Source organism: Pseudomonas sp. AC463 (assembly GCF_979253585.1).
Genome location: NZ_CEEDDZ010000027.1, coordinates 29,586 through 54,801 on the forward strand (window position 1 = coordinate 29,586; position 25,216 = coordinate 54,801).

Sequence of the window (25,216 nt, forward strand, 5' to 3'; positions counted from 1 at the left end):
GTGATGAATCAGATGTCAGGGCGCAAGCACAACGAAGTTGCCAGTTACTCCGCGCAATACTCGGCGGATTTCGTCGAGCGTTGGGATGAGTTGATCGATTGGGACAAACGCAAGGCCGGCGAGGGCGGCTTTTTTGAAAGGCTGCTGCGCGAGCACGGCGTGCGTTCGGTGATCGATGTGTCGACCGGCAGTGGCTTTCATGCGGTACAGCTCAAGCAGGCCGGTTTCGAGGTGGTGGCCACGGACGGCAGCAGCACCATGCTGACCAAGGCGCGGGCGAACTTCCGCCAGCGCGGCCTGGAAATAGAATCCCATTACATGGAATGGCAAGCCCTCGACCCGAGCGTGCTGGGGCAGTTCGATGCGGTGGTGTGCCTGGGCAGCTCGCTGTGCCATGTGTTCGCCGCCCACGACCGCCTCCGGGTGCTGGAAAAATTCAGGGCCTTGCTCAAGCCGGGCGGCTTGCTGATTGTGGACCAGCGCAACTTCTTTGCGATTCGCGCCGGCAACTTCAAGGCCAGCGGCAATTATTACTACTGCGGCACGAACGCCTCGGTGAGCCTCGGCCAGGTCGACCAGCAGCTGTGTGAGTTCATCTACACCTTTGACGACGCCGAGCAGTACCGGTTGAAGGTCTACCCGTTATTGCCGGGTGAACTGGCCACGGAAATACTCGCCTCCGGGTTTTCAGACCATGAGAGCTACGGTGATTTCCAGCGTGATTACGACATGATGAATTGCGATTTCATCATCCACACCGCGCGCGCCAGTTAAGGGGAAACGCATGAGCACACTTGTACAGAGCCCCCCGCGCACGCTCGACAGCGTGGTGCTGGCGGTGGTGTTGACCGGCTTCGTGGCCAGCACCTATGGCTTCGGCGTTTACCTGTTCGCCAACCTGGTGGTGGACATGCGCCAGGACATCGGTTTTGACTACACCACCGTGGGCGTGATCACCGGCGGTGCGCAGATCGGCTTCCTGTTGTTTTCATCGGTTACAAGTGTCATCAGCCGGTTTGTCGAGGGCTGGAAAATCAGCCTGGTGTCGACGGTGGTGACGTCCCTGGCGCTGCTGGGGTTGAGTGTCAGCGACAGCATCTGGGTGTCCGGCGCCCTGTTGATTCTGCTCGGCGGCTGCTCGGCGTCGGTGTATATCCCGCTGGCGGAGATCGTCACCAAGGGCTTTAGCCCGGGTAACCGCTCGCGGGTCATGGGGCTGATTTCCAGCGGCACCAGCTATGGGGTATTCATCAATGGTTTGCTGGTGTCGTTCCTCACCCTGCATGGCGGCTGGCGTTCGATCTGGCTGACGGCCGGCCTGATCTCGGTGGCGCTGTGCCTGCTGGCGTGGTTTCTGTTGCGCAGCATGGCGGCGGGCCAGGACGTGGAGTTTTCCGCGACGCGCTCGGCGGCCGTGGGCAGCGACACACCCTGGCTGGGTCGTTCGTTGTACCTGACGTGGGCCATCGCGTTTCTCAATGGCATGGCGTTGCTGCCGTTCCAGACCTACCTCGCGCCGTTCCTGCGCGATGAGTTGGGTGTGTCGGTGCGGGACACCGGGTTTATCTGGACCACCCTCGGCGCGGTGGGCATGGCCTCGGGCTTCCTGGTGGGCTGGATTGCCGACAAAGTCGGTGTGCGGGCGTCGTTGGCGATGTGTTTTGTCAGCGCCGGGCTGGCCGCGACGCTGGTGTTCAGTTTCAACAGCCTCCCGCTGTTTTACCTGGCAGCGTTTCTGTTTGCGCTGGCGTTTTACCCGATCTTCGGGCTGGTCCCCAGCTATATCGGGCAAATCGTGCCGGTCAACCGCCTGACCCAGGCCTTTGGCATCGCCAATGTGTTGATCGGCCTGGGCGGCGTGTGCGGTAACTTCCTGGGTGGTTTTTCCAAGGACCTCACCGGGTCATTCTCGACCGTCTACTGGGTGGTTGCGCTGTTGCTGTTCGTGCAATGCGTGATGGTCTTCATGTTGGGTAAACCGCCGGAGTCGGCAACAGAGGGTGAGCGGCCATGAGTCCAGACCAGAACCTGCATGCCTTTGCGTTCAGCCATTTACGCGTCAACCCGGCACCCCTGCGGCAGAAGCCGCTGGTGATCTGGATGACCGGCCTTTCGGCCTCCGGCAAGTCGACCATCGCCGATGCGCTGGACATTGCCCTGCAGGCACAGGGGCGGTTTACCAGCATCATCGACGGCGACTCGGTGCGCGGCGGGCTGTGTCGCGACCTGGGGTTTACCGACAGCGACCGCGACGAGAACATCCGGCGGGTCGCGGAAGTCGCGCGGTTGATGCTGGACGCCGGGCTGATCGTGATCGTGGCGCTGATCTCGCCGTCAGCGGCCAGCCGGCATTACGCGCGCTCCATCATCGGCAATGAGTTCTTTGTTGAAGTGCACGTGGATGCGCCGCTGGAAACCGCCGAACAGCGCGACCCCAAAGGTTTGTACAAAAAGGCCCGCGCGGGGTTGATCAAACACTTCACCGGGATTGATTCGGCCTACGACCTGCCAGTGTTTCCGGAAGTACACGTGAATACCCAAGCGCTGTCGGTCGACCAGTCTGTCGCGACGATTCTGGACTGGATGGCGCATAGCAGCGATCAGCCTTAGCCGTCGGTCTTTGCGCCGGTTTGCCAATATCGGCACTTTGAGAAAACAAGGTACTCTGCGCCATCGCCGCAAGACCGCGTGATCCCAAGGAGCCGTTATGACGCATTTTACGGGCACTGCAAAATCTATCCGTCTGATTGGCGGGGCCCGGGTCCTGGACTTTATCAACACCACCAACGGCCGCCGCCCCGGCACTGCGCTCAAGGTGATGGAAGAGCGGCTTACCAGTTTTCAGTTCTTCTTTGAATGGGCACTGCATGCCTCATTGATCTCGGCCCAGGAGTTCGATGACTACAAACCGATGGTGTTTGAATCACCTATTTCGTACCAGCCGAACCTGGACGCGATTATTGCGTTCAGGGAGTGCCTGTACGCGGTGTTCTATCCGCTATCGATGCACCAGGCCGCGCCCGATGCGGCCTTGCAGCAGATCAACCAGGTGTTCCAGCAGGGCGTAACCTGGCGCGTGTTGCACGCGGTGCAAGGGCGGCCTGCCTGGGCGTGGAAGCCCTGCACCTCGGCGCAGGAATTGACCGAAATGCTGCTGGGGCGCCTGGCCATCGAGGCTACGCAGATGCTGGTGTCCGGCGACCTGCATGCATTGAGGAGTTGTACGGCCACCGACTGTGACTGGGTGTTCCTGGATATCTCCAAGAACAAACAGCGCAAATGGTGCCAGATGAGCGTGTGCGGCAGCCGCGAGAAGCTCAGTCGACTCAGGCAGGTGGCCGGCCAGCCTTGATTGCAACGCGCTGACACGGGCGACGGGTAGCAATTGCTCCGCTTAATAGGAAGCATTACTATTCACGCCCCGCCTCCCCAGTGCCCCCGCGATGATCCCTCAGCCGCCCCGCCGAACAGGCTTTTTCCAATACTACGAAGAGTTGATCGGGACCTGGACGCGCCGCCTGAGAAACCGTCAGCAGGCCGAAGACCTGGCCCATGACACCTTTGTGCGGGTGCTTGAGTCGAAATCTGCCGACATTGCGCAGCCGCGGGCCTACCTGCATCAAACCGCGCGCAATATTGCAGTGGACGGCTACCGGCGTGAGGACCGGCGCGAGGCCATGACCCTGGAAGCCTTTGACCAGAGTGCGCCCCACAGCGGCGACCCGGAGCATTACATGCATGCGATCCAGTTGGCGGACTCCATAGAGCGGGCCCTGGCCGAGTTGCCGCTGAACTGCCGCAAGATCTTCATCTGGCAGAAAATCGAGGGCCTGACCCAGCAGGAAATCGCCGAGCGCCTGGGGTTGTCAAAAAACATGGTGGAAAAGTATATGATCCGCACCCTGCGGCATCTACGTGACCGCCTGGACGCAATGGCCCCATGACCCATGCCCGCTCTGAAACAGGACCTTCCATGATGGATAGCCGTGCTCGCGACGAAGCCGCGCAATGGTTTGTACGCCTGCAAGACGCAGCGTTGAGCGTCGAAGACCGCCAGCGTTTTGATGCCTGGCGCAATGAAGCGCCCGAACACCAATATGAGTTCGATGTGCTGCAGGGCATGTGGAGCGCCGCTGACCTGCTGCCCAAGGCGCGCCTGCAGGCACTGTGCGAGACGCCGGCCGAGCGGCCCGAACGCCGTGGCGTATGGCGTTACGCAGTGGCCTCCAGTGTGGTCGCCGTGGCCTTGGGGTTGGGCCTGTTCAGCGGCCTTGATCACCCCAAACCCTACAGTGCCGAGTTCAGTACCCGCCTGGGCGAGCATCGTCAGGTCGCCTTGCCCGATGGCTCGGTGATGGACCTCAACAGCCGCAGCGTCGTCGCGGTGCACTATGAAAAAGGCCGGCGCGGCGTGGAGCTCAAGCAGGGCGAGGCGATGTTCAGCGTCGAGCACGACACCAGCCGGCCGTTTGTGGTCGCCGCCGGGGCAGGGCAGGTGACGGTCACCGGCACCCGCTTCGACGTGCGCCGCGATGACGACCAGACCCGTGTGGCCGTCGAGGCCGGTACCGTGAAGGTGCAAGGCCGCTCGCCGGAGGAGGTGGTGACGCTCACCGCCGGCCTCGGCTCCCATGTCGACAGCAAGGGGCAGGTGGCAACGGCCTATGCGGTGAACGCCGCAGAACTCACGGCCTGGCGCACCGGCAAGCTGGTGTTCAACAACGCCTCGCTGGCCGAAGTGGCGCGGGAAGTGTCGCGTTACCGCGAGCAGCCGCTGCGGGTCAGCACACCGGCGGTGGGCAACCTGCGCCTGACCAGCGTGTTCAAGGCCAACGACACCGACGCGCTGCTCAAAGCCCTGCCACACATCTTGCCGGTGGCCTTGCGCACCTTGCCGGACGGCAGCCAGGAAATTATTTCACGCTGACATTCAGGTTTTTTTCGAGTTCTTCGTCTTCTCCTGCAACTGCAACTGGTTTGCATTAACAGCCGCATACTTTTGCGATCACAGGACTAGGTTCGACGTGAAAAAACTTGCCGTTAACAACAATAAAATCTCCCGCTGGGCGCCGCTGGCCCTGGCGCTCGCCGTCAGCGCGGCAATGCCGTCGGCCTACGCGGCCGAGGGTATTCATATCCAGGCCCAACCCCTGGGCACGGCGTTGAGCCAGCTGGGCCAGCAGACTTCCCTGCAGGTGTTCTTCAGCCCCGATATGGTCGCGGGCAAGCAGGCGCCGGCGGTCGACGGCAACCTTTCCCCTGAACAGGCCCTGCGCCAGCTGCTGCAAGGCAGCGGCCTGGACTACCAGATCGACGCCGGTTCCGTGACCCTGCGCCCGCTGGGCAGTGGCACCGGTGAGGCCGTTCCGCCCCTGGAGCTGGGCGTTACCGATATCAAGGTGGTGGGTGACTGGTTGGGCGATGCCAACGCCGAAGTGGTGCAGAACCACCCCGGCGCGCGCACGGTAATCCGTCGCGAAGCCATGGTGGAGCAGGGCGCGATGAACGTCGGTGACGTACTGCGCCGGGTGCCCGGCGTGCAGGTGCAGGAATCCAACGGCACCGGCGGCAGCGATATTTCCCTCAACGTTGGTGTACGTGGCCTTACATCGCGCCTGTCACCGCGTTCTACCGTGCTGATCGACGGCGTACCGGCCGCGTTCGCGCCCTATGGCCAGCCACAACTGTCGATGGCGCCGATTTCCGCCGGCAACCTGGACAGCATCGACGTGGTACGCGGTGCCGGTTCCGTGCGTTATGGGCCACAGAACGTCGGCGGCGTGATCAACTTCGTGACCCGTGCAATCCCCGAGAAATTCTCCGGCGAAGTCGGCAGCACCCTGCAAACCTCTGCTCATGGCGGTTGGAAGCACGTCGATAACGCCTTTATCGGCGGCACGGCCGACAATGGCATCGGCGCCGCCTTGCTGTACTCCGGGGTCAATGGCAACGGCTATCGCAACAGCAACAACTCCAACGACATCGACGACGTGATCTTCAAGACCCACTGGGCGCCGACCGATCAAGACGACTTCTCGCTGAACTTCCACTACTACGACGCCAGCGCCGACATGCCCGGTGGCCTGACCCTGCGGCAATTCGACGCCAACCCGTACCAGTCGGTGCGTGACTGGGACAACTTCAGCGGCCGCCGTAAAGACGTGTCCTTCAAGTACATCCGCCAGATCGACGACCGCACCCAGGCCGAAGTGCTGACGTATTACTCCGACAGTTTCCGCGGCAGCAACATCGCCAACCGCGACCTGCGAACCCTCGGCTCCTACCCGCGTACCTACTACACCTTCGGCATCGAGCCACGGGTGTCCCATGTATTTGACGTGGGCCCGAGCACCCAGGAAGTCAGCGTCGGTTATCGCTACCTCAAGGAAGGCATGCACGAGCAAGCCACCAGCCTGGCCCTGGTCAACAACGTACCCACGCCGGTCGGCCAGAGCGACGGCCACGTTTATCAGGACCGTACCGGCGGCACCGAAGCCAATGCCTTCTATATCGACAACAAGGTCGATATCGGCAAGTGGACCCTCACCCCGGGCATCCGCTTCGAAGACATCCGCACCGAATGGCACGACCGCCCGGTGATCGCGCTGAACGGCACCCGCACCCAGGAAAAACGTCGCGAGATCCATAACAACGAACCGCTGCCGGCCCTGAGCGTGATGTATCACGTGTCCGACGCCTGGAAGCTGTTCGCCAACTACGAGACCTCGTTCGGCAGCCTGCAGTATTTCCAGCTGGGCCAGGGCGGCACCGGCGACCAGACCGCCAACGGCCTGAACCCGGAAAAAGCCAAGACCTATGAGGTTGGCACTCGCTACAACGACAACGTGTGGGGCGGCGAGCTGACGTTCTTCTACATCGACTTCTCGGATGAGCTGCAATACGTCAGCAACGACGTGGGCTGGACCAACCTCGGCGCCACCAAGCACACCGGTATCGAAGCCTCGGCCCACTACGACCTGGCGAACCTCGACCCGCGCCTGGACGGCCTGACCGCCAATGCCGGCTTCACCTACACCAAGGCCACCTCCGAGGGTGACGTGCCGTTCAAGGGCCGCGACCTGCCGCTGTACTCCCGTGAAGTGGCGACCCTGGGCTTGCGCTACGACATCAACCACTGGACCCACAACCTGGATGTGTACGCCCAGTCTGGCCAGCGCGCGCCGGGCACCACCGCCACCTACATCACCCAGGGCACGGCAGACGGCCAGTTCGGTGATATCCCGGGGTATGTTTCGGTCAACGTGCGCAGCGGCTACGACTTTGGCGAGCAATTGTCGAACCTCAAGCTGGGCGTCGGCGTGAAAAACGTCTTCGACCAGCAGCACTACACCCGTTCCAGCGATAACAATGCCGGGTTGTACCTGGGCGAGCCGCGCACGTTCTTCGTTCAGGCCAGCGTCGGGTTCTAACCCTCAGCCGTCAGGAAGCAGCGCAGCTCCACCGGGGCTGCGTTTTTTTTCGGGCGACTCCTACATTGGCGTTGCGTATTTCGCCCGCGAATCAGGAACCGATTCCGACACATAGGCCACATAGGGGAAAGCTGAACGGGCTTCGACGTCACGTTGGAGCACACGCTTGAAATCGCGCCCACTGTACTGGAGAACACTATGTCGGTATCGCTGCAGGACACACACGTCTTTACGTCATCAAACCCGGACCACGCGCACGGCAACGCCAAGGCAGAGCACACAGCCAGCCGGTCGGCACCTGCTGCGTTGTCCTTCAACGGCGGCAACGTGGCCACCGTCAGTTTTCAATTTAATGCACATCAGGCTGGCCCAATGTACGGCGATCAATACTCGCCAACGGACGGTCATCGTCACGCGCATCAACATGGCCATAACCAGGCCGGCCCTGAGATGCAGAGCTTCGTGCAACAGTTCCAGAACCTGCTGACCCAATGGTTTGGCGCCAATCGTTCACCGCGACCGGATACGAGTATCGGCAATCCTTACCCGCAAGCGCCGCGCAAGCACGACTCGCAGTACTCGGCGAAGAGTTCGCAGGAATTGACCACGCAGTTGCGCAACAACTTTGCCGCCCTCCAGAACCCTATGCTCCCCGGGTATGTGAGCGCCCAGAGCATTTTGGATACGGCGCAACGCGGGTGGTCCTTCAACAGCGCCGCTAACCACAACACGCGCCTGGCCAACGAACTGCTACGGCGTCCGGACCTGATGAAAATCTTTGATCGCAGCGGCCCTGACGGCCGCCTGGATGGGTTGATCAGCCTGCAGGACCTGGATGCGGTGATCAACGGCACCAACCCCTTCAAACTCACGCCTGACACGCAATTGGCCGCTGAGCTGCTCACGCATTTCGACGCGTTGAACGGCGGTCGTTACGGCCAGGATTTAACCTTCGATAACCTCAGGCAAATGGCCGGCCAGAGCCTGGCGGGAAACCCTCCCATGGCCCACGTGATCCAGTTGGCCCAGGAAGCGCTCAAGCGCGCCGATGTACTGAACGCCATCGACACTACCATTAAGGGGTTTCCTGACAGCCGGATCAGCCGGGAAGCGCTGCGGATGCTGGCGAGCTGACCCACATTCAGGCGCCGTGCCCTGGCTGCGGCGCCTGCCTTGAACATTTAAGGAACTCTTTACAGCCATTTACCACTTAGGTCCTACACGCCGGTTTGATCAGGCCGGTCGCTTTGTCAGATTTCAAGTGAGGGCTAACAATGACTTTAACCTCGTTTAATTCCCCCAAGCCCTGCTGCCATGAGCTGTTTCACAACCCCCATGACGCGCCTGTTCAGGTTTCAAGCTGGGATCTGGCGTCGCGAGAACTCCTTGGCGCCTCCACTGAACATGTGGTCGAAGCCCGCCGCATGAAAGCATTCGCCGGCCAGTGCAAATTCAAGGCGCCGGTCGCCGATGATTTTTCCCGAGGCATGCTCGCCGACGGGCAAGGCCCGGCCAGCAACGCACTGAAACACACCGGCTTGCTCAATGGCCTGACGACCTGGTGGCGCAGGCAGAAGCTGGATTGATCCACCCGGTAGTGGCGTTTTTTACATGCTGTCATGGGTCAGTGTCGATTGTTCGGAACTGTCGTATTCATCCAGCCACACATGAGTGGCTTGTCTGAGTGGAGCCCACTCGATGATTTTGGTCGCCACGATGGCGATCACCCAGCAGGCGTGTATCTGAAAAGAGTTGGAGAAAACCCATGACAATCGAGGGTGCATTACCTCACATCCGGCCCCTGGCCCTGGAGGAGCCCGACGTGCGATCACCGGCGGTCGCCCCTGAGCCCTGGAGCGAGAGCCCGCCTGCACGTAAGCAAGAGGCGGTTCGCCGGCCCTCGCTGCTGCGCGGAACCTTGTCTGTGCTGCATCACCCCACGCTGCAGAACTTCCCCGTTGCGCGTGCAAGCCTTTATCAGCCCGGCGCAGAGTCCACGGACAGCCAGTTGGTGACGGCGTTGAAAAAAGCCTTCGACCTGCTGCATCCCTTCTTGAACGACGGGTGCCTGACCTGTTCCTCATTACAGAAGATTGCTGCTCACCGCTACGCTGAAAGCGAGGCCCTGGACCGGACGATCCAGGTGGTCAAGGAAATACTCAAGCGCCCGCAGTTGAGCGATGCCATCCGCAGCCGCGACGGTGACATCACGCGCGACAGCCTGATGTTTGCCGCGTCAGCCTTGCAGGGCAACAGCTCCCCAAGCGTCTTCAGCCAGGACCCGTTCCATGCTCAGGGAAATGCCCAGGTGGTCCAGGCGTTGCAAGGCCAATTCGAGCAGTTGAGGGACACGAGCAAGGATCGCGCGTTTTTCCGCGAACAGCATCAGTATGTCGCGATTGCCACACTCAAGTCGGTCATGCAGGACCCGGAGGACGTTGATTCACAGGGTGCGCCCGTGCTGGAACCGTCCACCGGCCTGCCTAAATCCAGGTACAGCGAACTTTGTGTCTACACCGCCAAGAACATTCTCGAGCGCCCGGGTTTGCTGCCTGCATTGGTGCGCGCGAACGGTGCGCGGCTGTTTGGCCCGTCGTATAAGGAAGGCTGGCTCAGCAACAAAAGCCTCGACCGCTGGCTGGAGCAGGACGAGGCGCACAAGGCTCGCTGAAGCGCAGGTTTACACCTTGAGGATCTTGCCACTCACCGCCACCGCCGCCAGCAACACGGCGACCAGCACAAAGGCGGTGCTCAGGCTGCTGCCATGGGCGATAAACCCGATGACGGCGGGGCCGGCCAGAATGCCGGCGTAACCCAGGGTGGTAATGGCCGGCACGGCAATATGCTCCGGCATGACCGTTTGCTTGCCCACGGCGCTGTACAGCACTGGCACGATATTCGAACAGCCGGCGCCCACCAGCGCATAACCCAGCAGCGCGGTTTCCCAGGCAGGAAACAGGGTTGCCAGCAACATGCCAGCGGTGGCCAGCGCGCCGCCGATCACGATCACACGGGTGGCGCCCAGGCGCCGCACGATGGCGTCACCGGTCAGGCGCCCGGCGGTCATGGTCAGGGCGAACGCGGCGTAACCCAGGCCGGCGTAGGCTTCGTCCAGGCCACGCTCGGCGCTGAGGAACACCGCACTCCAGTCCAGCACCGCGCCTTCGGCCAGGAACACGATAAAACACAGGCAGCCGATAAACAGCACCACGCCATGGGGAATCGCAAATGCCGGCCCCGAGCTCTCACTGCCGTAAGGCAGCAGGTGCGGGGCGGCCTTGAGCAAGGCCGCCAGGGTGATGACGATGACCACCAGGGTCGCCTGCAACGGCGACAGGCCCAGCGCCAACAGCCCGGAAACCCCCGCCGCACCGACAATCCCGCCCAGGCTGAACAGCCCATGAAAGCCCGACATCATGGTTTTGCCGCTGGCCCGCTCGACGATCACCGCCTGCAAATTGACCGTGGAATCCACCGTGCCCAGGCCGGCGCCGAACAGGAACAAACCGGCCATCAGCAAGGGGATTGAACTGACCGTGGCCAGCAGCGGCAGGGCCAGGCAGATCATGATCGTGCCGGCGCTGAGCACCCGGCGGCAGCCAAAGCGCGAGGCCAACGCCCCTGCTACGGGCATGGCGATGATCGACCCCACCCCCAGGCACAACAGCAACAGGCCCAGGGTGCCTTCACTCAGGTCTGCACGCGCCTTGGCGTACGGCACCAGAGGGGCCCAGGCGGCGATACCGAAACCGGCGATGAAAAAGGCGATGCGAGTCGACATTTGCTCCAGCCGCCCGGGAACCACGGGGGCAGAAGTGGGGATGGCAGTCATGGAAAATCCTTGGTTTTGCGTTCAACGAACGATGTCCGGCGTGACATCCTTGCACATCAGGCCTTGGGGCGCGAGCCGGGTTCCCTTGGGATGGCAGACGCTGCGTTCTGTAATACGCTGCTTGGCATTTGTGTAGGAAACCAGACGGAATCGCCGATGAAAACTTTCAGGGACGCTGCGCTATGACCCAGTTTTATGACGCGCGCGGCAATATCTACGGGGTGGTCAGCCCGGCCTTTTTACGCGCGCGGGGCATTGCGCTGCCCGACGGTGCCGCCCAGGCGGCGAGCACGCGCACGGTGTGGGCTGCCACGGCCATCGACTCCGAATGCACTTGGGGTTCGACGCCACGTCCTGCAGACGCCAAGGCCCACCGTTGCGACGGGTTGCTGGTCGGGCCGTTCCAGGCTGCGCCGCCGTTTGACCTGCTGATCGTCAATACCGATGGATCGCTGGCCGAGCGCAGTGGCAACGGCTTGACGATCTTTGCCCAGGCGCTCACCGACCAGGGCTTGATGACCGACGCCGCCGAATTGCGCGTACATCACGACAAAACCGATGCGGTTTCACCGGTGGTCACAAGGGTGACCCCTGCAGAGTATGAACAGGTGACCGGGTTCTGGCTGGAGCTGGGCGTGCCTGCATTCGGGCCGTCCGCCGTGGGCGCGCAGGGGGTCGGGCACCACGTGAGCGAGCTGGCGGCGATCAACCCGCAGTGGGCGCACAGCCAGTTTGTGCGAGTGGGCAACCCGCATTGCGTGACCTTGGTGGAGCAGGTGTCGGCATTGCCGGACAACCTGCACATGCAGCAGCACGCCTTGTTCGAGCGGTTGAAGGCGATTGCCTTCGCGCCGCCTGCGGGAGCGGGGCGGCCCTGTGTCGCCGGGGTGAATTTGCAATGGGCAGCGCGCCAGCCCGACAATCGGGTGATTGCGCGGGTGTTCGAGCGGGGCGAGGGGCCTACGGCGTCTTCGGGTACCAGCGCCAGTGCGGTGGCCTGTGCGGCATGGCGGGCGGGGTGGGTTGAGAGTGGTGAAGTCGCAGTGGTGATGCCGGGTGGGACGGCGCCGGTGCGTTTGCAGGAACAGGCTGACACCTTGGTTAGCGTCAGCCTGTTTGGCACGGCGCGGGTCTGTGACTGAACCCCCCCCCCCCCCCCAAATTTTTAAACAAACTCCACCTGCGCCGGCTGGCGCTTCATCAATACCTTGCCATTACGGATCGAGTACAGCGGCAGGCCCTGGCTGCGGATCACTTCATAGTCGCTGTCGGCCGAGAGGATCAACAGGTTGGCCGGCCGCCCCGGTTCCAGCCCGTAGCGGTCGCCCAGGGCCATGGCCTTGGCGCTGTTGTCGGTGACCAGGTCGAGGGCGCTTTGCAGGTTGCGGTAGCCGAGCATATGGCAGATGTGCAGGCCGGCTTCCAGTACACGCAGGATGTTGCCGTTGCCCAGGGGGTACCAGGGGTCGACGATGGAGTCCTGGCCGAAGCACACGTTCATGCCGGCTTCGAGCAGTTCGTTTACGCGGGTTACGCCACGGCGTTTCGGGAAACTGTCGAAGCGGCCCTGCAGGTGGATGCTCTCGGTGGGGCAGGACACGAAGCTGATCCCGGAGTGCCCCAACAGGCGAAACAGTTTGGCGCAGTAGGCATTGTCGTAGGAGCCCATGGCCGTGGTGTGGCTGGCGGTGACGCGCGCGCCCATGTCGCGGCTGCGGGCTTCTTCGGCGAGCACCTCGAGAAAGCGCGAGTGCGGGTCGTCGGTTTCGTCGCAGTGCACGTCCACCAGGCAGCCGGTGCGTTCGGCCAGGTCCATCAGGAACTTCACCGAACTTACGCCCTGGTCGCGGGTGTATTCAAAGTGCGGAATGCCGCCGATCACGTCGGCGCCGAGGCGAATGGCTTCCTCCATCAGCTCGCGGCCATTGCGGTAGGACTCAATGCCCTCCTGAGGAAACGCGACGATTTGCAGGTCGATCAGGTGCGCGCTTTCTTCGCGCACTTCGAGCATGGCCTTGAGCGCGGTGAGGTCCGGGTCGGTGACGTCGACGTGGGTGCGCACGTGCTGGATGCCATGGGCGGCGAGGGCCTGGATGGTCTTTTTGGCGCGGGTCTTGGTGTCTTCCCTGGTGATGGTGGCCTTGCGTTCGCCCCAGCACTCAATGCCCTCGAACAGCGTGCCGCTCATGTTCCAGCGCGGCTCGCCGGCCGTGAGGGTGGCGTCGAGGTGGATATGCGGTTCGACAAAAGGCGGGGTCACCAGGTTGCCGGCGGCATCAATGTCATCCGGCCCCACGGTCGGCACGCTGGTTTGTGGGGTGATGCTGGCGATCCGGCCGTGTTCCAGGTGCAGATCATGCAGGCCTTCACGGTCGCGCAGGCGGGCGTTGATGATGTGCATGGGCAAGTTCCTCTTGGCTAAAAACAGTTCAGGCAGACTGCCGCCAGATCATCAGCGCGATGCTGATGTCCAGGCGGTCATAAGAATTTTCCAGCCGCAGCCCGCACAGGGCTTCCATACGCTGGATGCGGTGCGTGCGGTGCAGAGCCAGGCGCGGGGCGGCAGTCATCAGGTTACCATTCTCGTGGAACCCGACGTCCAGGGTCGGCCTCAGACTCATGCCCGTGCGTCAGCCAACGGCGCGCGAACCCGTAGCAGGGCGGTGAGCGCGATGTAGGTCAGCGACGCGACAACAATCCCCACCAACGGCGCGACCCACGGCGAGTTGAACGCCAGCACGGTGCCCACGGCATACGCCACCAGCCCCGGCCAGTTGAAGGCCGGCAGGCGTGCATCCGCCAGGCGCGGGTATCGGCCGCGATAGCGGTAGAAGAAGTCCGCCATGATCACCCCGCCAATCGGCGGAATCACGGTGCCCAGCAGAATCAGGTAGGGCACCAGCATGTCGTACATGCCGAGCAAGGCGAGCAGGGTGCCGATGACCGCGCCGGCCAGGGTCACGGTCTTGCGGCGCCGGGTGCGCAACAGGTTGCAACCGGCCACGGCGAAGTTGTAGATCGTATTGTCCTGGGTGCTCCAGATATTCAGCAGCAGCATGGCCATCGCCGCCATGGCGAAGCCTTGCAGCAGCAACACTTCCACCACGTCGGGCTGCTGATAGACGATGGCGCCATACGCGCCGATCAGCACCATCAGGCCATTGCCGATAAAGAAGCCGATCAGGCTGGCCAGCACTGCCACCTTTGCCGAGCGCGAAAACCGCGTCCAGTTGGTGGCCTGGGTCGCGCCGCTGACAAAGGTGCCGAACACCAGGGTGATCGCTGTGGACAAATCCAGCTCGCCGCTCGGCACCACCGCCAGCAAGCCGTCGAGCCCGCCGACTTTCACCGTGGCCACCCACATCGACACAAACAGCAGGATGCCCATGGCCGGCACGGCGATGTAGGAGAGAATCTCCAGCCCGCGATAGCCCACGTAGGCCGTGGCGCAAAACACCAGGCCGAACAGCACCATCAGGGCCAGCACGCTGCCCTGGCTCAGTTCGAAATACTTGCCGAGCACTACCGCGGCGGTGGCGGTGCCCCAGGCGTACCAGCCGATCTGGGTGAAACCGAGGATCAAGTCACTGAGCTTGCTGCCCACTTCGCCAAAGCAGAAGCGGCCCATCAACACCGAGTTCAAGCCGCTCTTGAAGGCGATGTAACCCAGGCCGGCGGCGTAGATGCCCAGCAGAAGGTTACCCAAGGCCACCACGCCGAGCATCTCGGTGAAACTGAACGCCACTCCCAGCTTGCCGCCGGCAAACATGGTCGCGGTAAAAAACGTGAAGCCCAACAGCACCATGGCGGTGGACGCCAGGCCCTTGCGCGCATGCATCGGGACTTCGCTGAGGGGGTAGTCGTTGCCCGGTTCTTGCTGCGTCATGTGCCTTGCTCCCTGAATGAGTGACGCAGGCCTGTTGCACTGCGCGTGCCAAATCAGCGGCAGTGAAGGGCGCACGGTCGGCACTGTGCACGCTGCAGAGTATTTATAGCCAAATCGGGGAGAAATGCAGGAAGGGCTGTTCGCCGTGCCCAGTCGGGCACGAAAGCGGTGCAGCGGTGATACAAACTGGATCAGTCGCTCGGGCACAAAAAAACCACCGCAAGGGTGGTTTTTTCACATCAAAGGCTTACTCGCCGCGATAGATGCAGCCGCTGGTGCAGGTCTCATGGATGCGGATCGCACTGAGTTCCGGCAGCAGGGGTTTCAACTCGTTCCAGATCCACTTGGCCAGCACTTCGCTGGTAGGGTTTTCCAGGCCGGGGATGTCGTTGAGGTAGTTGTGGTCGAGGCGTTCGTAGAGCGGCTTGAAAATCGCCTTGATCTCCGAGAAGTCGCGAATCCAGCCGGTATGGGGGTCGAGGTCGCCGCTCAGGTGGATCGCCACCTTGAACGAATGCCCATGCAGGCGCCCGCATTTGTGGCCTTCCGGCACGTGCGGCAGGCGGTGGGCGGATTCGAATGTAAATTCCTTGAAGATTTCCACAGTATTTTCAGCTCGGTCAGTATCTGGCAGGCGGCGAGTTTAACAGCTTGATCCCTCTGCGCGCATACCGCTGGGTCAGAGGGCTTGCAGGCGCTCGCCGAGCCCACCGTTATCGGCCAGTTGCAGAAACTCATCGCCCAGCCGCCGGCTCTCGCTCATTGCGGTTTGCCAGTATTTGTTGCGGCTCGCGTCGTCGCCCATGAAGCGCTTGAAGTCGCTGCGGTCCGGCAGCTTGCCGTGGGGCAGGCGGGCGAGGTAATCCCTGGACGGCGCGAGGAGCAGCACATCCTGCAGGCCCTGTTGACTGCTGCGCCGCCACGGCAGGCCCTTGTCGAACCAGCCGGGGATGACCCGGTCGGTGAAGTGCGGGTACAGCACGATGTCGTCGCCGTGGTAGGGCAGGTCGAGGTGATAGTCCAGCAGGCCGCCGTCGCGGTAGGTGCCGGCGCCGGCACCGGGCAGGTCGCGCACGCCTTGCATCACCATGGGGATCGAGCCCGAGGCCAGCAGCGCCTGGCGCAGGTTGCCGAGGTCCAGGCTGAGGAAACGCGAGGGGAAATCCGTGAGTGCATGCAGCGGCGGCGCCTGGCGCGGGTCATGGACGATCAGCCGCTCGAAATGCCGCGCCAGCCGCGCCCGGCCGCGCAGGTTGTCGGCAATCACCGACGACAGCCCCAGCCCCAGCCGCCCTCGGTGGTCATCGGCGAGCAGGCCGTGGCTTTTGACCACCATGATGTTCAGGCGGTAGTCGGGGTTGTCCAGCACCCGTGCATCGCGCCCGGCCAGCAGGTCGTCGAGCATGCGCTGGCAGCTGTGGCTGACCTCGGCCATGGTCACGCCTTTGGCAAAACGCTGTTCGTTGTACAGGCGGCCGAGGTCCAGCAGGCCTTGCACCGGGTCGGGCAGGCAGGCGCTGGCAAACCGCCAGGAGCCGATGGACGCGCCGATCAATGCGCGTTCCCGTGGCGCGCGCGGCAGCCAGTCGCCGAACAACGCCAGGTCCAGGCCCTGGATGCCCAGCGCCTTGGGGCCGCCGGCCGCGCCGGGGAGGATGCCGACGTCGGCAGGCGCCAGGCCCTGTTCGCGGATGCGGGTGAACGCGCGTTTACCGGCCTTGAGGGTCAGGGCCGGGAACTTGATGTGGATGGCTGTCATGCCGGTCTCCGTTGAAGCGAGCGGGGCATTATAGGAAATCTCGCCGAGAGTGAAATAAACAGCTGGCCCGGAATTGCCATGGTGGCAATTCAGTTTCAGTTAAGTTGCAGGGGGTACCGTGCCGGCGTAGGAAAAATATTGTGTAACGGAGACTTTTCATGAAGCGCCTCACAGCTCTGGTCGCCGCCGCTATCATCGCCTTTACGGCAACCCAGGCGGCAGCGGTGGGCCCCGACAAACCGCTGACCGTGCCCGCCACTGTTACTATTGTGGCTTTCGATCAACTCGACGCCACGGCCCTGGCCCTGCATCCCGGTTCGACGCTGCAAGATACCGACCTGGATGAGGCCTATGGCAAGTATGTGTATGAAGTCGAACTGCAAGATGCCAACGGCATTGAATGGGATGTTGAATTGGACGCGCTCTCCGGGCAGGTTCTCAAGAATCATCAGGATACGTAATGAAGGTAAATTTACGCGCCGGCAGCCGAGCACTGTTGTTGCTTATGGTGTTTTGCTCAAGCCTGGCGGCCCGCGACCTTAACCAGGATGAAGCCCTGGCGCTGCGCCAGCAGGGGGTTATCCTGCCGCTCGAGCAACTCTTGCAGCAGGCCATGGCACGCTACCCGGGCTCGCGGCTGCTGGAGGCGGAGCTGGAAAAGAAACACGGCCAATACGCCTACGAAGTGGAACTGGTAACCACCGAGGGCGTGGTGCGCGAGATCAAGCTCGACGCCACCTCCGGTGCGCTGATCAAAGACGAGGAAGACTGATGCGCCTGCTCCTGGTGGAAGATAACGTACCCCTGGCCGATGAGCTGCTGGCCGGCCTGCAGCGCCAGGGCTACGCCGTCGATTGGCTGGCCGATGGGCGCGACGCCGCGTACCAGGGCCGCAGCGAGCCCTATGACCTGATCATCCTCGACCTCGGCCTGCCCGGCCTGCCCGGGCTTGAGGTGCTGGCGCAATGGCGCGCGGCCGCGCTGGCCACCCCGGTGCTGGTGCTCACCGCCCGCGATTCCTGGGCCGAGCGCATCGAAGGGCTCAAGGCCGGCGCCGACGACTACCTGAGCAAACCCTTTCACCCCGAAGAGCTTTACCTGCGTATCCAGGCGCTGTTGCGCCGTTCCCATGGCCAGGCCAACCAGCCCACCTTGCAGGCCGCCGGCCTGCATCTGGATGAAGGCCGCCAATGCGTGCTGCGCGATGGCGACGAGATCCAGCTGACCGCCGCCGAATTCCGCCTGCTGCGCTATTTCATGTTGCATCCCGAACAGATCCTCTCGAAAAGCCACCTGGCCGAGCACCTGTATGACGGCGAGACCGAGCGCGATTCCAACGTGTTGGAAGTGCACGTCAACCACCTGCGCCGCAAGCTCGGCCGCAGCGTGATCGAAACCCGGCGCGGCCAGGGTTACCTGTTTGGCGCCAGCCCTGCATGAAGTCGATTCAGCGGCGCCTGAGCCTGGGCCTGATCAGCGTGATGGTGGTGGTCGGCGTGGTGCTGGCGCAAACCAGCCTGTGGTTGTTCGAGGCCGGTTTGCAGCGTTACCTGGAAGCCGGGCTGCGCAACGATGCCGAGAACCTGCTGGTGGCGCTGGTGCGCGGGCCCAATGGTGTGCAACTGGATGAGCAGCGTTTGTCGCCGGCCTATCAGCGGCCGTTTTCCGGGCATTACTTTCGTATTGATTTTGCCGACACGCACTGGCGCTCCCGTTCGCTGTGGGACCAGGAACTGCCCCAACTGCCCGAGGCCGGGCTCAAGGGCAACCTGCAACTGGGGCCGGAGGGCCAGCAACTGCTGGTGCTGCGTTCGGACTACAAGCGTTTCGGCCAACGAATTTCCATCAGCGTGGCCCAGGACTACACCCCCGTGCGGGAAAGCTTTCGCCTGATGCGGCGAATCGGCCTGGTGCTGGGGGTGGTGGCGTTGCTGCTGGTGTTGGTCCTGCAACGGGTGACTGTGCGCCGGGCCCTGCGCCCGCTGGAAACTGCGCGCGAACAGATCGCCCAGCTGCAACAAGGCCAGCGCTCGCAACTCGATACCCAGGTGCCCCTGGAACTGGAGCCGCTGGTGGCGCAGATCAACCACCTGCTGGCGCATACCGAAGACAGCCTCAAGCGTTCGCGCAACGCCCTCGGCAACCTTGGCCACGCCCTCAAGACCCCGTTGGCAGTGCTGTTGAGTGCCGCCTCCAGCGAGGCGCTCAAGGATCACCCCGAGCTGAGCAAACTGCTGCGTGACCAGCTGGAGCAGGTGCAGCGACGCCTCAACCGCGAACTCAATCGCGCGCGCCTGGCCGGCGAAACCTTGCCCGGAGCCTTGTTCGACTGTGAAAAAGAACTGCCCGGCCTGCTGGCGACACTGAACATGATCCACGGCGAGCACCTGGACCTCAGCTACCACGTCGCCCCGGGCCTGCACCTGCCCTGGGACCGTGAAGACTTGCTGGAGCTGCTCGGCAACCTGCTGGACAACGCCTGCAAATGGGCGGACGCCGAAGTGCGTTTGACGGTCAGTGAGGCGCAAAAAAGCTACGTGCTGGCGGTGGAAGATGACGGCCCCGGCATCCCGGAAACCCAGCGCGACCAAGTGTTCAGCCGTGGCGCTCGCCTGGATGAACAGATTGACGGCCATGGCCTGGGGCTGGGGATCGTACGGGATATCGTCGAGGTGTGGGGCGGGGTGTTGCAGTTGCAGGAGAGTGAGTTGGGTGGGTTGAAAGTGCTGATTGAACTGCCCAAACGCTGACGCGGTTCAAATGTGGGAGGGGGCAAGCCCCCTCCCACATTAGATTCCCTGCAGCTTTCAGACCCGGAACTGATCCATCAAGCCCTGCTGCTGATTCGCCAGGCTGTTCAACGCCTGGCTGACCCGCGCCGACTCGTTGGCCTGCTCCGACAGCGATTCGGTCACATCGCGGATGGTCGCCACATTGCTGTTGATCTCCTCGGCCACCGCGCTTTGCTCCTCGGCGGCACTGGCGATTTGCAGGTTCATGTCGCTGATCACCGTCACCGCCTCGCCGATCTGGCGCAGCGCGGTAACAGCCTCGCCGACTTGCTCGACGCTGCCCTGGGCCTGGCGATAGCTGTTGCCCATGGAGCCGACGACCTCCTCGGTGCCGCTCTGCAAGTGCTCGATCACCAGGCGGGTTTCTTCCACCGATTCCTGGGTGCGGCGTGCCAGGTTGCGCACCTCATCGGCGACCACCGCAAAGCCACGGCCGGCCTCACCGGCGCGGGCGGCTTCAATCGCTGCGTTGAGCGCCAGCAGGTTGGTCTGTTCGGCGATGCCACGGATCACTTCCAGCACTGAGCCGATTTTCTCGCTGTTGGCGGCCAGGCCTTCGACCTGGGCCATGGCGGTGCTCATGTCCGCGGCCAGCTCGCCAATATTACGGGTGGTGCGGTCGATCACCGTGAGGCCGTCGCGGGTGGCCTGGTCGGCATCGCGTGCGGCTTGCGCAGCCTGGGCGGCGCTGCGGGCCACGTCCTGGGCGGTGGCGCTCATTTCGTGGGAAGCGGTGGCCACCTGGTCGACCTGGCGGTATTGCTGCTCCATGCCGGCGCTGGTTTGCGTGGCGATGGCGGCGGACTGGTCGGCGGTGCCACGGGCGTCCTGCACCGAGCGTTTCACTTCGGCGATGATCGGTTGCAGCTTGTCGAGGAAGCGGTTGAACCAGCCGGCCAGTTGGCCCAGCTCATCCTGTTTGTCATAGGCCAGGCGTCGGGTCAGGTCGCCTTCGCCGCTGGCGATGTCTTCGAGCATGTGCGCCACGCCGAGGATCGGCCGGGTCACGCTGCGCGCCATCAGCCACACCAGCATCAGGCCAACCACCGCGGCCAGCAGGCCCAGGCTCAGTTCGAGCAGGGTGCCACGGGTGTTGTCGGCGTCCATCTGCGCTTTCAGCGCTTCGGCGGGGCCCACCAGGACTTTTTCCGGTACATCCAGCAACACGCCCCACGGCTTGCCGTCGGGGATGGGGGCGAAGGGCGCGAGCACCTTGAGTTGATGGTCGGTGCGCAAGCTGCGGATCTGCGTGCTGCCGGCCAGCGCGCTGATCAACTGGGCGCCGTTGGTCGTGTCGACCTTGTCCAGGCGCTGGCTGAGCTTGCTCGCGTCCGCGCTGTAGCCGGCGAGTATGCCGGTGGGGCTGAGGATGCTGACCTGGGTCTGGCCGTCATACAGCTTGTGGCTGGCCTGCTGGCTCACGGCCTGCAGGCTGTTGAGGTTGATGTCCACCGACAGCGAGGCGATGACTTTGCCATTGACCATCAGTGGAAACACGATGCTGGTCATCAGCACGTTTTGCCCGTCGATCACGTAAAAGTACGGCTCGATCACACAGGGCTTGAGGGTGCTGCGCGGGCAGGTGAACCAGGCGTTGGCCTTCTCGCCGCTGGGTCCGATAGTGGTGTCGGACATGTCGCTTTCCGGCAGTGCCATCGAGGTCAGCTTGCCGGGGGTGGGCTGCGACCAGTACAGGGCGAAGCGGCCCTTGTCGTTGCTGCCCAGCTCGGCCTGGTCGGCGAACAACTCGTCCTTGCCGTCCAGCGCATTGGCTTCGAACACCAGGGATAGGCCGAGCAGGTCCGGGTTGGCCTGCAGCGCGGCCTTGACCTGGCGGGTCAGGTCTTCGCGGGTGTCGAAGGCGTCGAGGAAGCGCTTCTCGGCTTGCTCGCGCAGGAACAGCACCTGGCGGGAGAAACCGTGGCCGTATTGGTAGGCGTCCATGAACTGACGGCGGATGCCCAGCGCCTGCACTTCACCCTGGGCCTCGATGCGCGCCTGGGCCGCTTCATCGAGCATCTGCATGCTCGACGCTTTGACCTGCTCCGAGCTTTGCGCCATGCGATACAGCGACAAACCCACCAGCAGGGTCACGATCCCCAGCAGGCAAAGGCCGGCGAGCAGGGTGATTTTCCATTGAATGGAGAGCTGCCTAAGCGACATCGGTACATCCTTACCTGAAAACACATAGAGCCTGTGTATCGGCCGATCTGGGATTTTCTTAATCAAACGGTCAATTTAATTCTGAAAGCGGCGCCGTTTTTTGACATGCGCTCCCACCTGTAGCAAAGTGCGCGCCCTCTAATAAGACCGCCTTCAAGCCTGCACGCTGGCAGCCAACCCCATGGCCGCCGGGGCGCGGGCATGCCTGTTTTTATGTTTTTTGCCTGAGGTAACCATGATTAACGCAGTCATCGCCGCGGTCGGCACCATGCTGGTGCTCAGCTTGTCCCGTGTGCATGTGGTCATCGCCATCATCGTCGGCGCCCTGGTGGGCGGGCTGACCGGTGGCCTGGGCATCGAGGCCACGCTCCAGGCCTTCAACGGCGGCCTGGGTGGCGGTGCGACCGTGGCCTTGTCCTACGCTTTGCTCGGCGCGTTCGCAGTGGCGATTGCCAAGTCCGGCCTGGCCCACGCCCTGGCGGACAAGGCCTTGCTGCTGGTGGATCGCCAGGAAGCCACCGGTGGCAGCCACGTCAAATGGCTGCTGATCGGTCTGTTGTGGGTGGTGGCGATTGCTTCGCAGAACATTCTGCCGATTCATATCGCGTTTATCCCGCTGCTGGTGCCCCCGCTGCTCTATGTGTTGACCAAGCTGCAACTGGACCGCCGTTTGATTGCCTGCGTGATGACCTTCGGCCTGATCACCCCTTACATGTTCCTGCCGGTGGGCTTCGGCAATATCTTCCTCAATCAGATCCTGCTGGCCAACGTGGCCAAGAGCGGCGTGGACATCAGCCAGGTCAACGTGACCCACGCCATGAGCCTGCCGGCGCTGGGCATGGTGGTCGGCCTGCTGGTGGCGGTGTTTATCAGCTACCGCAAAAAACGCGTGTATGACCTGGAGAAAATCGAACGGGTCGAGCAGGTGGCCGTGCAGTACAACCCGCTGACCCTGCTGGTGGCCGGTGTGGCGATTGCGTCGGCGTTCTTCATTCAATTGTGGCTGGACTCGATGATCATCGGCGCGCTGGCCGGGTTCCTGATTTTCTCGGTGTCGGGCATCGTGCGCTGGCGCGACACCGACGACCTGTTCACCGAAGGCATGAAGATGATGGCGATGATCGGCTTCATCATGATCGCCTCGTCGGGGTTTGCCGAAGTGCTCAAGGCCACGGGTGATGTGCGCTCGCTGGTGGAAGCCTCGGCGGCGTTCATCGGCCATAGCCGTGGTGTTGGCGCATTGCTGATGCTGCTGGTGGGGCTGCTGGTGACCATGGGCATCGGCTCGTCGTTTTCCACCGTGCCGATCCTGGCGGCGATCTTTGTGCCACTGTGCGTGCAACTGGGCTTCAGCCCGGTGGCGATCGTGTGCATCGTCGGCACGGCGGGAGCGCTGGGCGATGCCGGTTCACCCGCCTCGGATTCCACCCTCGGCCCGACCTCCGGCCTGAATATCGACGGCCAGCATCACCATATCTGGGACACCGTAGTGCCGACGTTCCTGCACTACAACATCCCGTTGCTGGCGTTTGGCTGGTTGGCAGCGATGAGCCTATAACCTACAGATATTTCCCGGATGGCCGATAACTTCTCCAAGTCGCCTAATAAGAGAGAAAAAGCCATGCGTCTGAGTTTGAAGGCCAAAGTCCTGTCCCTCGCGGTTGTGCCGGTGTTGCTGTTTGCCGTGGTGATCAGCCTGACCACCGTGTGGATCCTGCAAGGGCAGGCACGCAACGAGGTGGACGAAACCCGCCAGCGCCTGCTCAACGACGCCAAGGCCACCCTGCAAAGTTATGTGGAAGTGGCCATGAGCACCATCAAGCCGCTCTACGACGCAGCCGCCCCCGGCGACACCGCCGCGCGGGCCCAGGTGGTCAAGCTGCTGTCCAACACCAGCTACGGCAAGGACGGCTACTTCTTCGGCTACGACTCCGAGACCATCCGCCTGTTCAAGGGCAACAGCCCCGACGGCGTGGGCAAGAGTTTCAAGGATAATCGCGACCCCAACGGGGTCTACGTCAACCGCGACCTGGTCAAGGTCGGCAAGGACGGCACCCACTACCTGCAATACAGTTCCACGCAGCCAGGGCAGACCGAACTGGTGCCGAAAATGGGCTACACCGAATACCTGCCCAAGTGGGACATGGTGATCGGTACCTCGGTGAACCTCGACGGCATCGAAGCCCAGGTGGCGGTGGTCGAAGCCAAGGTCGAAAAACGCATGGAGGGCGTGCTGCTGAGCATCCTCGGCGTGGCCGTGGTGGTGCTGCTGGTGATCGCCGCCGTCGGCATGCTGCTGGCCAATACCATCCTGCGTCCACTGCACTTGATGAAAGCCAACCTCGACGACATCGCCGCCGGTGAGGGCGACCTGACCCGCCGCCTGGCCATCACCAGCCAGGACGAACTCGGCGACCTGGCCGGCGCGTTCAACCGCTTTGTCGACAAGATCCACGGCTTGGTGCGCCAGATCACCGAGATGACCAGCCAGTTCACCGGCCTGGTCAGCCAGGTATCCGACCAGGCCCAGCGTTCCGAGCAGGCCATGGAGCGCCAGCGCCACGAAACCGACCAGGTGGCCACGGCCATCAATGAAATGTCCTCCGCCGCCCAGGAAGTCGCGCGCAGTGCCCAAGGCGCCTCGGTGGCCGCGCAACAAACCGACGTCGAAGGCCAGGCTGCCAAGCGCGTGGTCGACGGCAGCATCGCGCAGATCCACGCGTTGGTGAACGATATCCGCAGCAGCGGGGTGTCCCTCGACAGCCTGCAGCAGGACGTGTCGTCGATTGTCAGTGTGCTCAGCGTGATCCGCTCGATTGCCGAGCAGACCAACCTGTTGGCCCTCAACGCCGCGATCGAAGCCGCACGGGCAGGGGAAGCCGGGCGCGGGTTTGCGGTGGTCGCCGACGAAGTGCGCGCGCTGGCCAGTCGCACCCAGACCAGCACCCAGGAAATCCAGGGCATGATCGACCGCCTGCAAAAGGGCACCGAGGCCGCCGTGGACGCCATGCGCCGTTCCAGCGATGCCGGCGACGGCACCTCGGCCCAGGCCAACCAGGCCGGCGCGTCGCTGGACACCATGGCCCAGTTGATCGGCACCATTAACGCGATGAACGCGCAGATCGCCAGCGCCGCCGAAGAACAAACCGCCGTGGCCGAAGAGATTAACCGCAGCGTGCATCAGATCGCCGTGGCGGTGGACAGCGTGGCCGATGAAACCCAATTGGGCGCGCAGACCTCGCGCAGCCTGGCCGATCTTGGCCAGCGGTTGGGGCAGTTGGTCGGCCAGTTCCGGATCTGATCAGCCATAGCAATCACCCGCGATGACCGCGTGCGGGTGATCGCCGCTGCTGC

Annotated in this window: 24 protein-coding genes and 2 pseudogenes; 18 read left to right on the top strand and 8 right to left on the bottom strand. The window is 63.0% G+C overall.

Annotation, left to right across the window (positions count from 1 at the left end; translation table 11 throughout):
- Positions 1 to 3: 3 nt before the first annotated feature.
- From AC0IYH_RS26145 to AC0IYH_RS26190, 10 genes are all read left to right on the top strand, one after another.
- The gene (locus AC0IYH_RS26145; protein WP_471836945.1) at positions 4 to 774 is read left to right on the top strand and encodes a class I SAM-dependent methyltransferase; all 771 of its coding nucleotides are present in this window, start codon (positions 4 to 6) and stop codon (positions 772 to 774) included.
- A 10-nt stretch (positions 775 to 784) separates the two neighbouring features.
- Positions 785 to 2,014 carry an MFS transporter gene (locus AC0IYH_RS26150; protein WP_122772810.1) on the top strand — a complete coding sequence of 410 codons (1,230 nt, stop codon included), beginning with the start codon at positions 785 to 787 and terminating at the stop codon, positions 2,012 to 2,014.
- Positions 2,011 to 2,610: an adenylyl-sulfate kinase gene (cysC, locus tag AC0IYH_RS26155; protein ID WP_471836947.1), complete on the top strand. Its 600-nt coding sequence runs from the start codon at positions 2,011 to 2,013 to the stop codon at positions 2,608 to 2,610. The genes AC0IYH_RS26150 and cysC overlap by 4 nt, the downstream gene beginning before the upstream one ends.
- Positions 2,611 to 2,707: 97 nt before the next feature.
- Positions 2,708 to 3,352, top strand: coding sequence for a CGNR zinc finger domain-containing protein (locus AC0IYH_RS26160; RefSeq protein ID WP_471836949.1), 645 nt, complete (start codon positions 2,708 to 2,710; stop codon positions 3,350 to 3,352).
- 91 nt (positions 3,353 to 3,443) lie between these two features.
- Positions 3,444 to 3,944 carry a sigma-70 family RNA polymerase sigma factor gene (locus AC0IYH_RS26165; protein ID WP_471836951.1) on the top strand — a complete coding sequence of 167 codons (501 nt, stop codon included), beginning with the start codon at positions 3,444 to 3,446 and terminating at the stop codon, positions 3,942 to 3,944.
- A 29-nt stretch (positions 3,945 to 3,973) separates the two neighbouring features.
- The gene (locus tag AC0IYH_RS26170; RefSeq protein WP_471836953.1) at positions 3,974 to 4,927 is read left to right on the top strand and encodes a FecR family protein; all 954 of its coding nucleotides are present in this window, start codon (positions 3,974 to 3,976) and stop codon (positions 4,925 to 4,927) included.
- A gap of 97 nt (positions 4,928 to 5,024) precedes the next feature.
- Positions 5,025 to 7,430 carry a TonB-dependent siderophore receptor gene (locus AC0IYH_RS26175; RefSeq protein ID WP_471836955.1) on the top strand — a complete coding sequence of 802 codons (2,406 nt, stop codon included), beginning with the start codon at positions 5,025 to 5,027 and terminating at the stop codon, positions 7,428 to 7,430.
- 198 nt (positions 7,431 to 7,628) lie between these two features.
- Positions 7,629 to 8,564 carry a type III secretion effector protein gene (locus AC0IYH_RS26180; protein WP_471836956.1) on the top strand — a complete coding sequence of 312 codons (936 nt, stop codon included), beginning with the start codon at positions 7,629 to 7,631 and terminating at the stop codon, positions 8,562 to 8,564.
- A gap of 290 nt (positions 8,565 to 8,854) precedes the next feature.
- Positions 8,855 to 9,016 carry a type III secretion effector protein gene (locus AC0IYH_RS26185; protein ID WP_116630529.1) on the top strand — a complete coding sequence of 54 codons (162 nt, stop codon included), beginning with the start codon at positions 8,855 to 8,857 and terminating at the stop codon, positions 9,014 to 9,016.
- A 179-nt stretch (positions 9,017 to 9,195) separates the two neighbouring features.
- The gene (locus AC0IYH_RS26190) at positions 9,196 to 10,101 is read left to right on the top strand and encodes a type III secretion protein (protein ID WP_177411989.1); all 906 of its coding nucleotides are present in this window, start codon (positions 9,196 to 9,198) and stop codon (positions 10,099 to 10,101) included.
- Between the two features lie 9 nt (positions 10,102 to 10,110).
- Here AC0IYH_RS26190 and AC0IYH_RS26195 read toward each other — a convergent pair whose 3' ends face one another.
- A complete protein-coding gene (locus AC0IYH_RS26195; protein ID WP_116630528.1) occupies positions 10,111 to 11,262 on the bottom strand; it encodes an MFS transporter in 1,152 nt (383 codons plus the stop codon).
- Between the two features lie 182 nt (positions 11,263 to 11,444).
- Here AC0IYH_RS26195 and AC0IYH_RS26200 point away from each other — a divergent pair, with 182 nt between their 5' ends.
- Positions 11,445 to 12,404: a diaminopimelate epimerase gene (locus AC0IYH_RS26200; protein WP_471836959.1), complete on the top strand. Its 960-nt coding sequence runs from the start codon at positions 11,445 to 11,447 to the stop codon at positions 12,402 to 12,404.
- 23 nt (positions 12,405 to 12,427) lie between these two features.
- Here the strand turns inward: AC0IYH_RS26200 and codA are convergent, their stop codons facing one another.
- The 5 genes from codA to AC0IYH_RS26225 form a co-directional block, all read right to left on the bottom strand.
- On the bottom strand, positions 12,428 to 13,663 hold the full coding sequence (gene codA / locus AC0IYH_RS26205) for a cytosine deaminase (protein ID WP_471836961.1): 1,236 nt from the start codon (positions 13,661 to 13,663) through the stop codon (positions 12,428 to 12,430).
- Between the two features lie 28 nt (positions 13,664 to 13,691).
- Positions 13,692 to 13,883, bottom strand: coding sequence for a helix-turn-helix domain-containing protein (locus tag AC0IYH_RS26210; protein WP_471836962.1), 192 nt, complete (start codon positions 13,881 to 13,883; stop codon positions 13,692 to 13,694).
- Positions 13,880 to 15,148, bottom strand: a complete 1,269-nt coding sequence (gene codB / locus AC0IYH_RS26215; protein WP_122772805.1) for a cytosine permease — start codon at positions 15,146 to 15,148, stop codon at positions 13,880 to 13,882. Before codB ends, AC0IYH_RS26210 begins: the two co-directional genes overlap by 4 nt.
- Positions 15,149 to 15,395: 247 nt before the next feature.
- Positions 15,396 to 15,752 carry a 6-carboxytetrahydropterin synthase QueD gene (gene queD, locus AC0IYH_RS26220; RefSeq protein WP_003190259.1) on the bottom strand — a complete coding sequence of 119 codons (357 nt, stop codon included), beginning with the start codon at positions 15,750 to 15,752 and terminating at the stop codon, positions 15,396 to 15,398.
- Between the two features lie 75 nt (positions 15,753 to 15,827).
- Complete coding sequence (locus tag AC0IYH_RS26225) at positions 15,828 to 16,907, bottom strand: patatin-like phospholipase domain-containing protein (RefSeq protein ID WP_471836964.1); 1,080 nt, start codon at positions 16,905 to 16,907, stop codon at positions 15,828 to 15,830.
- 158 nt (positions 16,908 to 17,065) lie between these two features.
- Between AC0IYH_RS26225 and AC0IYH_RS26230 the strand changes: the two genes are divergently transcribed.
- The 4 genes from AC0IYH_RS26230 to AC0IYH_RS26245 are packed head-to-tail and all read left to right on the top strand — an operon-like array spanning position 17,066 to position 19,657.
- A complete protein-coding gene (locus tag AC0IYH_RS26230; RefSeq protein ID WP_116630522.1) occupies positions 17,066 to 17,368 on the top strand; it encodes a PepSY domain-containing protein in 303 nt (100 codons plus the stop codon).
- The gene (locus AC0IYH_RS26235; RefSeq protein ID WP_116630521.1) at positions 17,368 to 17,679 is read left to right on the top strand and encodes a PepSY domain-containing protein; all 312 of its coding nucleotides are present in this window, start codon (positions 17,368 to 17,370) and stop codon (positions 17,677 to 17,679) included. Before AC0IYH_RS26230 ends, AC0IYH_RS26235 begins: the two co-directional genes overlap by 1 nt.
- Positions 17,679 to 18,347, top strand: coding sequence for a response regulator transcription factor (locus AC0IYH_RS26240; protein ID WP_116630520.1), 669 nt, complete (start codon positions 17,679 to 17,681; stop codon positions 18,345 to 18,347). The genes AC0IYH_RS26235 and AC0IYH_RS26240 overlap by 1 nt, the downstream gene beginning before the upstream one ends.
- Positions 18,344 to 19,657 (top strand): sensor histidine kinase, encoded by a 1,314-nt coding sequence (locus AC0IYH_RS26245; RefSeq protein WP_116630519.1) that lies wholly within the window; start codon positions 18,344 to 18,346, stop codon positions 19,655 to 19,657. Before AC0IYH_RS26240 ends, AC0IYH_RS26245 begins: the two co-directional genes overlap by 4 nt.
- A gap of 57 nt (positions 19,658 to 19,714) precedes the next feature.
- Here the strand turns inward: AC0IYH_RS26245 and AC0IYH_RS26250 are convergent, their stop codons facing one another.
- Both AC0IYH_RS26250 and AC0IYH_RS26255 read right to left on the bottom strand, forming a co-directional pair.
- The gene (locus AC0IYH_RS26250) at positions 19,715 to 20,470 is read right to left on the bottom strand and encodes a methyl-accepting chemotaxis protein (protein WP_471836992.1); all 756 of its coding nucleotides are present in this window, start codon (positions 20,468 to 20,470) and stop codon (positions 19,715 to 19,717) included.
- 102 nt (positions 20,471 to 20,572) lie between these two features.
- A pseudogene (locus AC0IYH_RS26255) lies at positions 20,573 to 21,862 on the bottom strand (methyl-accepting chemotaxis protein); the annotation flags it as partial.
- A 238-nt stretch (positions 21,863 to 22,100) separates the two neighbouring features.
- Between AC0IYH_RS26255 and AC0IYH_RS26260 the strand changes: the two are divergent.
- The 3 genes and pseudogenes from AC0IYH_RS26260 (at position 22,101) to AC0IYH_RS26270 (ending at position 25,163) form a co-directional block, all read left to right on the top strand.
- Entirely contained in the window at positions 22,101 to 23,420 is a 1,320-nt protein-coding gene (locus AC0IYH_RS26260) for a Na+/H+ antiporter family protein (protein ID WP_471836994.1), read from the top strand.
- Between the two features lie 63 nt (positions 23,421 to 23,483).
- A pseudogene (locus AC0IYH_RS26265) lies at positions 23,484 to 24,305 on the top strand (cache domain-containing protein); the annotation flags it as partial.
- Between the two features lie 102 nt (positions 24,306 to 24,407).
- On the top strand, positions 24,408 to 25,163 hold the full coding sequence (locus tag AC0IYH_RS26270; protein WP_471836995.1) for a methyl-accepting chemotaxis protein: 756 nt from the start codon (positions 24,408 to 24,410) through the stop codon (positions 25,161 to 25,163).
- The last annotated feature ends 53 nt before the right edge of the window (positions 25,164 to 25,216 follow it).

Bases quoted from the DNA above. Each gene is read 5' to 3' on its own strand.
- AC0IYH_RS26240 (WP_116630520.1), top strand. From the start codon at position 17,679: ATGCGCCTGCTCCTGGTGGAAGATAACGTACCCCTGGCCGATGAGCTG.
- AC0IYH_RS26165 (WP_471836951.1), top strand. From the start codon at position 3,444: ATGATCCCTCAGCCGCCCCGCCGAACAGGCTTTTTCCAATACTACGAA.
- AC0IYH_RS26245 (WP_116630519.1), top strand. From the start codon at position 18,344: ATGAAGTCGATTCAGCGGCGCCTGAGCCTGGGCCTGATCAGCGTGATG.
- AC0IYH_RS26250 (WP_471836992.1), bottom strand. From the start codon at position 20,470: ATGGAGCAGCAATACCGCCAGGTCGACCAGGTGGCCACCGCTTCCCAC.
- AC0IYH_RS26230 (WP_116630522.1), top strand. From the start codon at position 17,066: ATGAAGCGCCTCACAGCTCTGGTCGCCGCCGCTATCATCGCCTTTACG.
- AC0IYH_RS26170 (WP_471836953.1), top strand. From the start codon at position 3,974: ATGATGGATAGCCGTGCTCGCGACGAAGCCGCGCAATGGTTTGTACGC.
- AC0IYH_RS26270 (WP_471836995.1), top strand. From the start codon at position 24,408: ATGGAGCGCCAGCGCCACGAAACCGACCAGGTGGCCACGGCCATCAAT.
- AC0IYH_RS26160 (WP_471836949.1), top strand. From the start codon at position 2,708: ATGACGCATTTTACGGGCACTGCAAAATCTATCCGTCTGATTGGCGGG.
- AC0IYH_RS26210 (WP_471836962.1), bottom strand. From the start codon at position 13,883: ATGAGTCTGAGGCCGACCCTGGACGTCGGGTTCCACGAGAATGGTAAC.
- AC0IYH_RS26235 (WP_116630521.1), top strand. From the start codon at position 17,368: ATGAAGGTAAATTTACGCGCCGGCAGCCGAGCACTGTTGTTGCTTATG.
- AC0IYH_RS26190 (WP_177411989.1), top strand. From the start codon at position 9,196: ATGACAATCGAGGGTGCATTACCTCACATCCGGCCCCTGGCCCTGGAG.
- codA (WP_471836961.1), bottom strand. From the start codon at position 13,663: ATGCACATCATCAACGCCCGCCTGCGCGACCGTGAAGGCCTGCATGAT.
- codB (WP_122772805.1), bottom strand. From the start codon at position 15,148: ATGACGCAGCAAGAACCGGGCAACGACTACCCCCTCAGCGAAGTCCCG.
- AC0IYH_RS26185 (WP_116630529.1), top strand. From the start codon at position 8,855: ATGAAAGCATTCGCCGGCCAGTGCAAATTCAAGGCGCCGGTCGCCGAT.
- AC0IYH_RS26180 (WP_471836956.1), top strand. From the start codon at position 7,629: ATGTCGGTATCGCTGCAGGACACACACGTCTTTACGTCATCAAACCCG.
- AC0IYH_RS26225 (WP_471836964.1), bottom strand. From the start codon at position 16,907: ATGACAGCCATCCACATCAAGTTCCCGGCCCTGACCCTCAAGGCCGGT.
- cysC (WP_471836947.1), top strand. From the start codon at position 2,011: ATGAGTCCAGACCAGAACCTGCATGCCTTTGCGTTCAGCCATTTACGC.
- AC0IYH_RS26195 (WP_116630528.1), bottom strand. From the start codon at position 11,262: ATGACTGCCATCCCCACTTCTGCCCCCGTGGTTCCCGGGCGGCTGGAG.
- AC0IYH_RS26145 (WP_471836945.1), top strand. From the start codon at position 4: ATGAATCAGATGTCAGGGCGCAAGCACAACGAAGTTGCCAGTTACTCC.
- AC0IYH_RS26150 (WP_122772810.1), top strand. From the start codon at position 785: ATGAGCACACTTGTACAGAGCCCCCCGCGCACGCTCGACAGCGTGGTG.
- AC0IYH_RS26200 (WP_471836959.1), top strand. From the start codon at position 11,445: ATGACCCAGTTTTATGACGCGCGCGGCAATATCTACGGGGTGGTCAGC.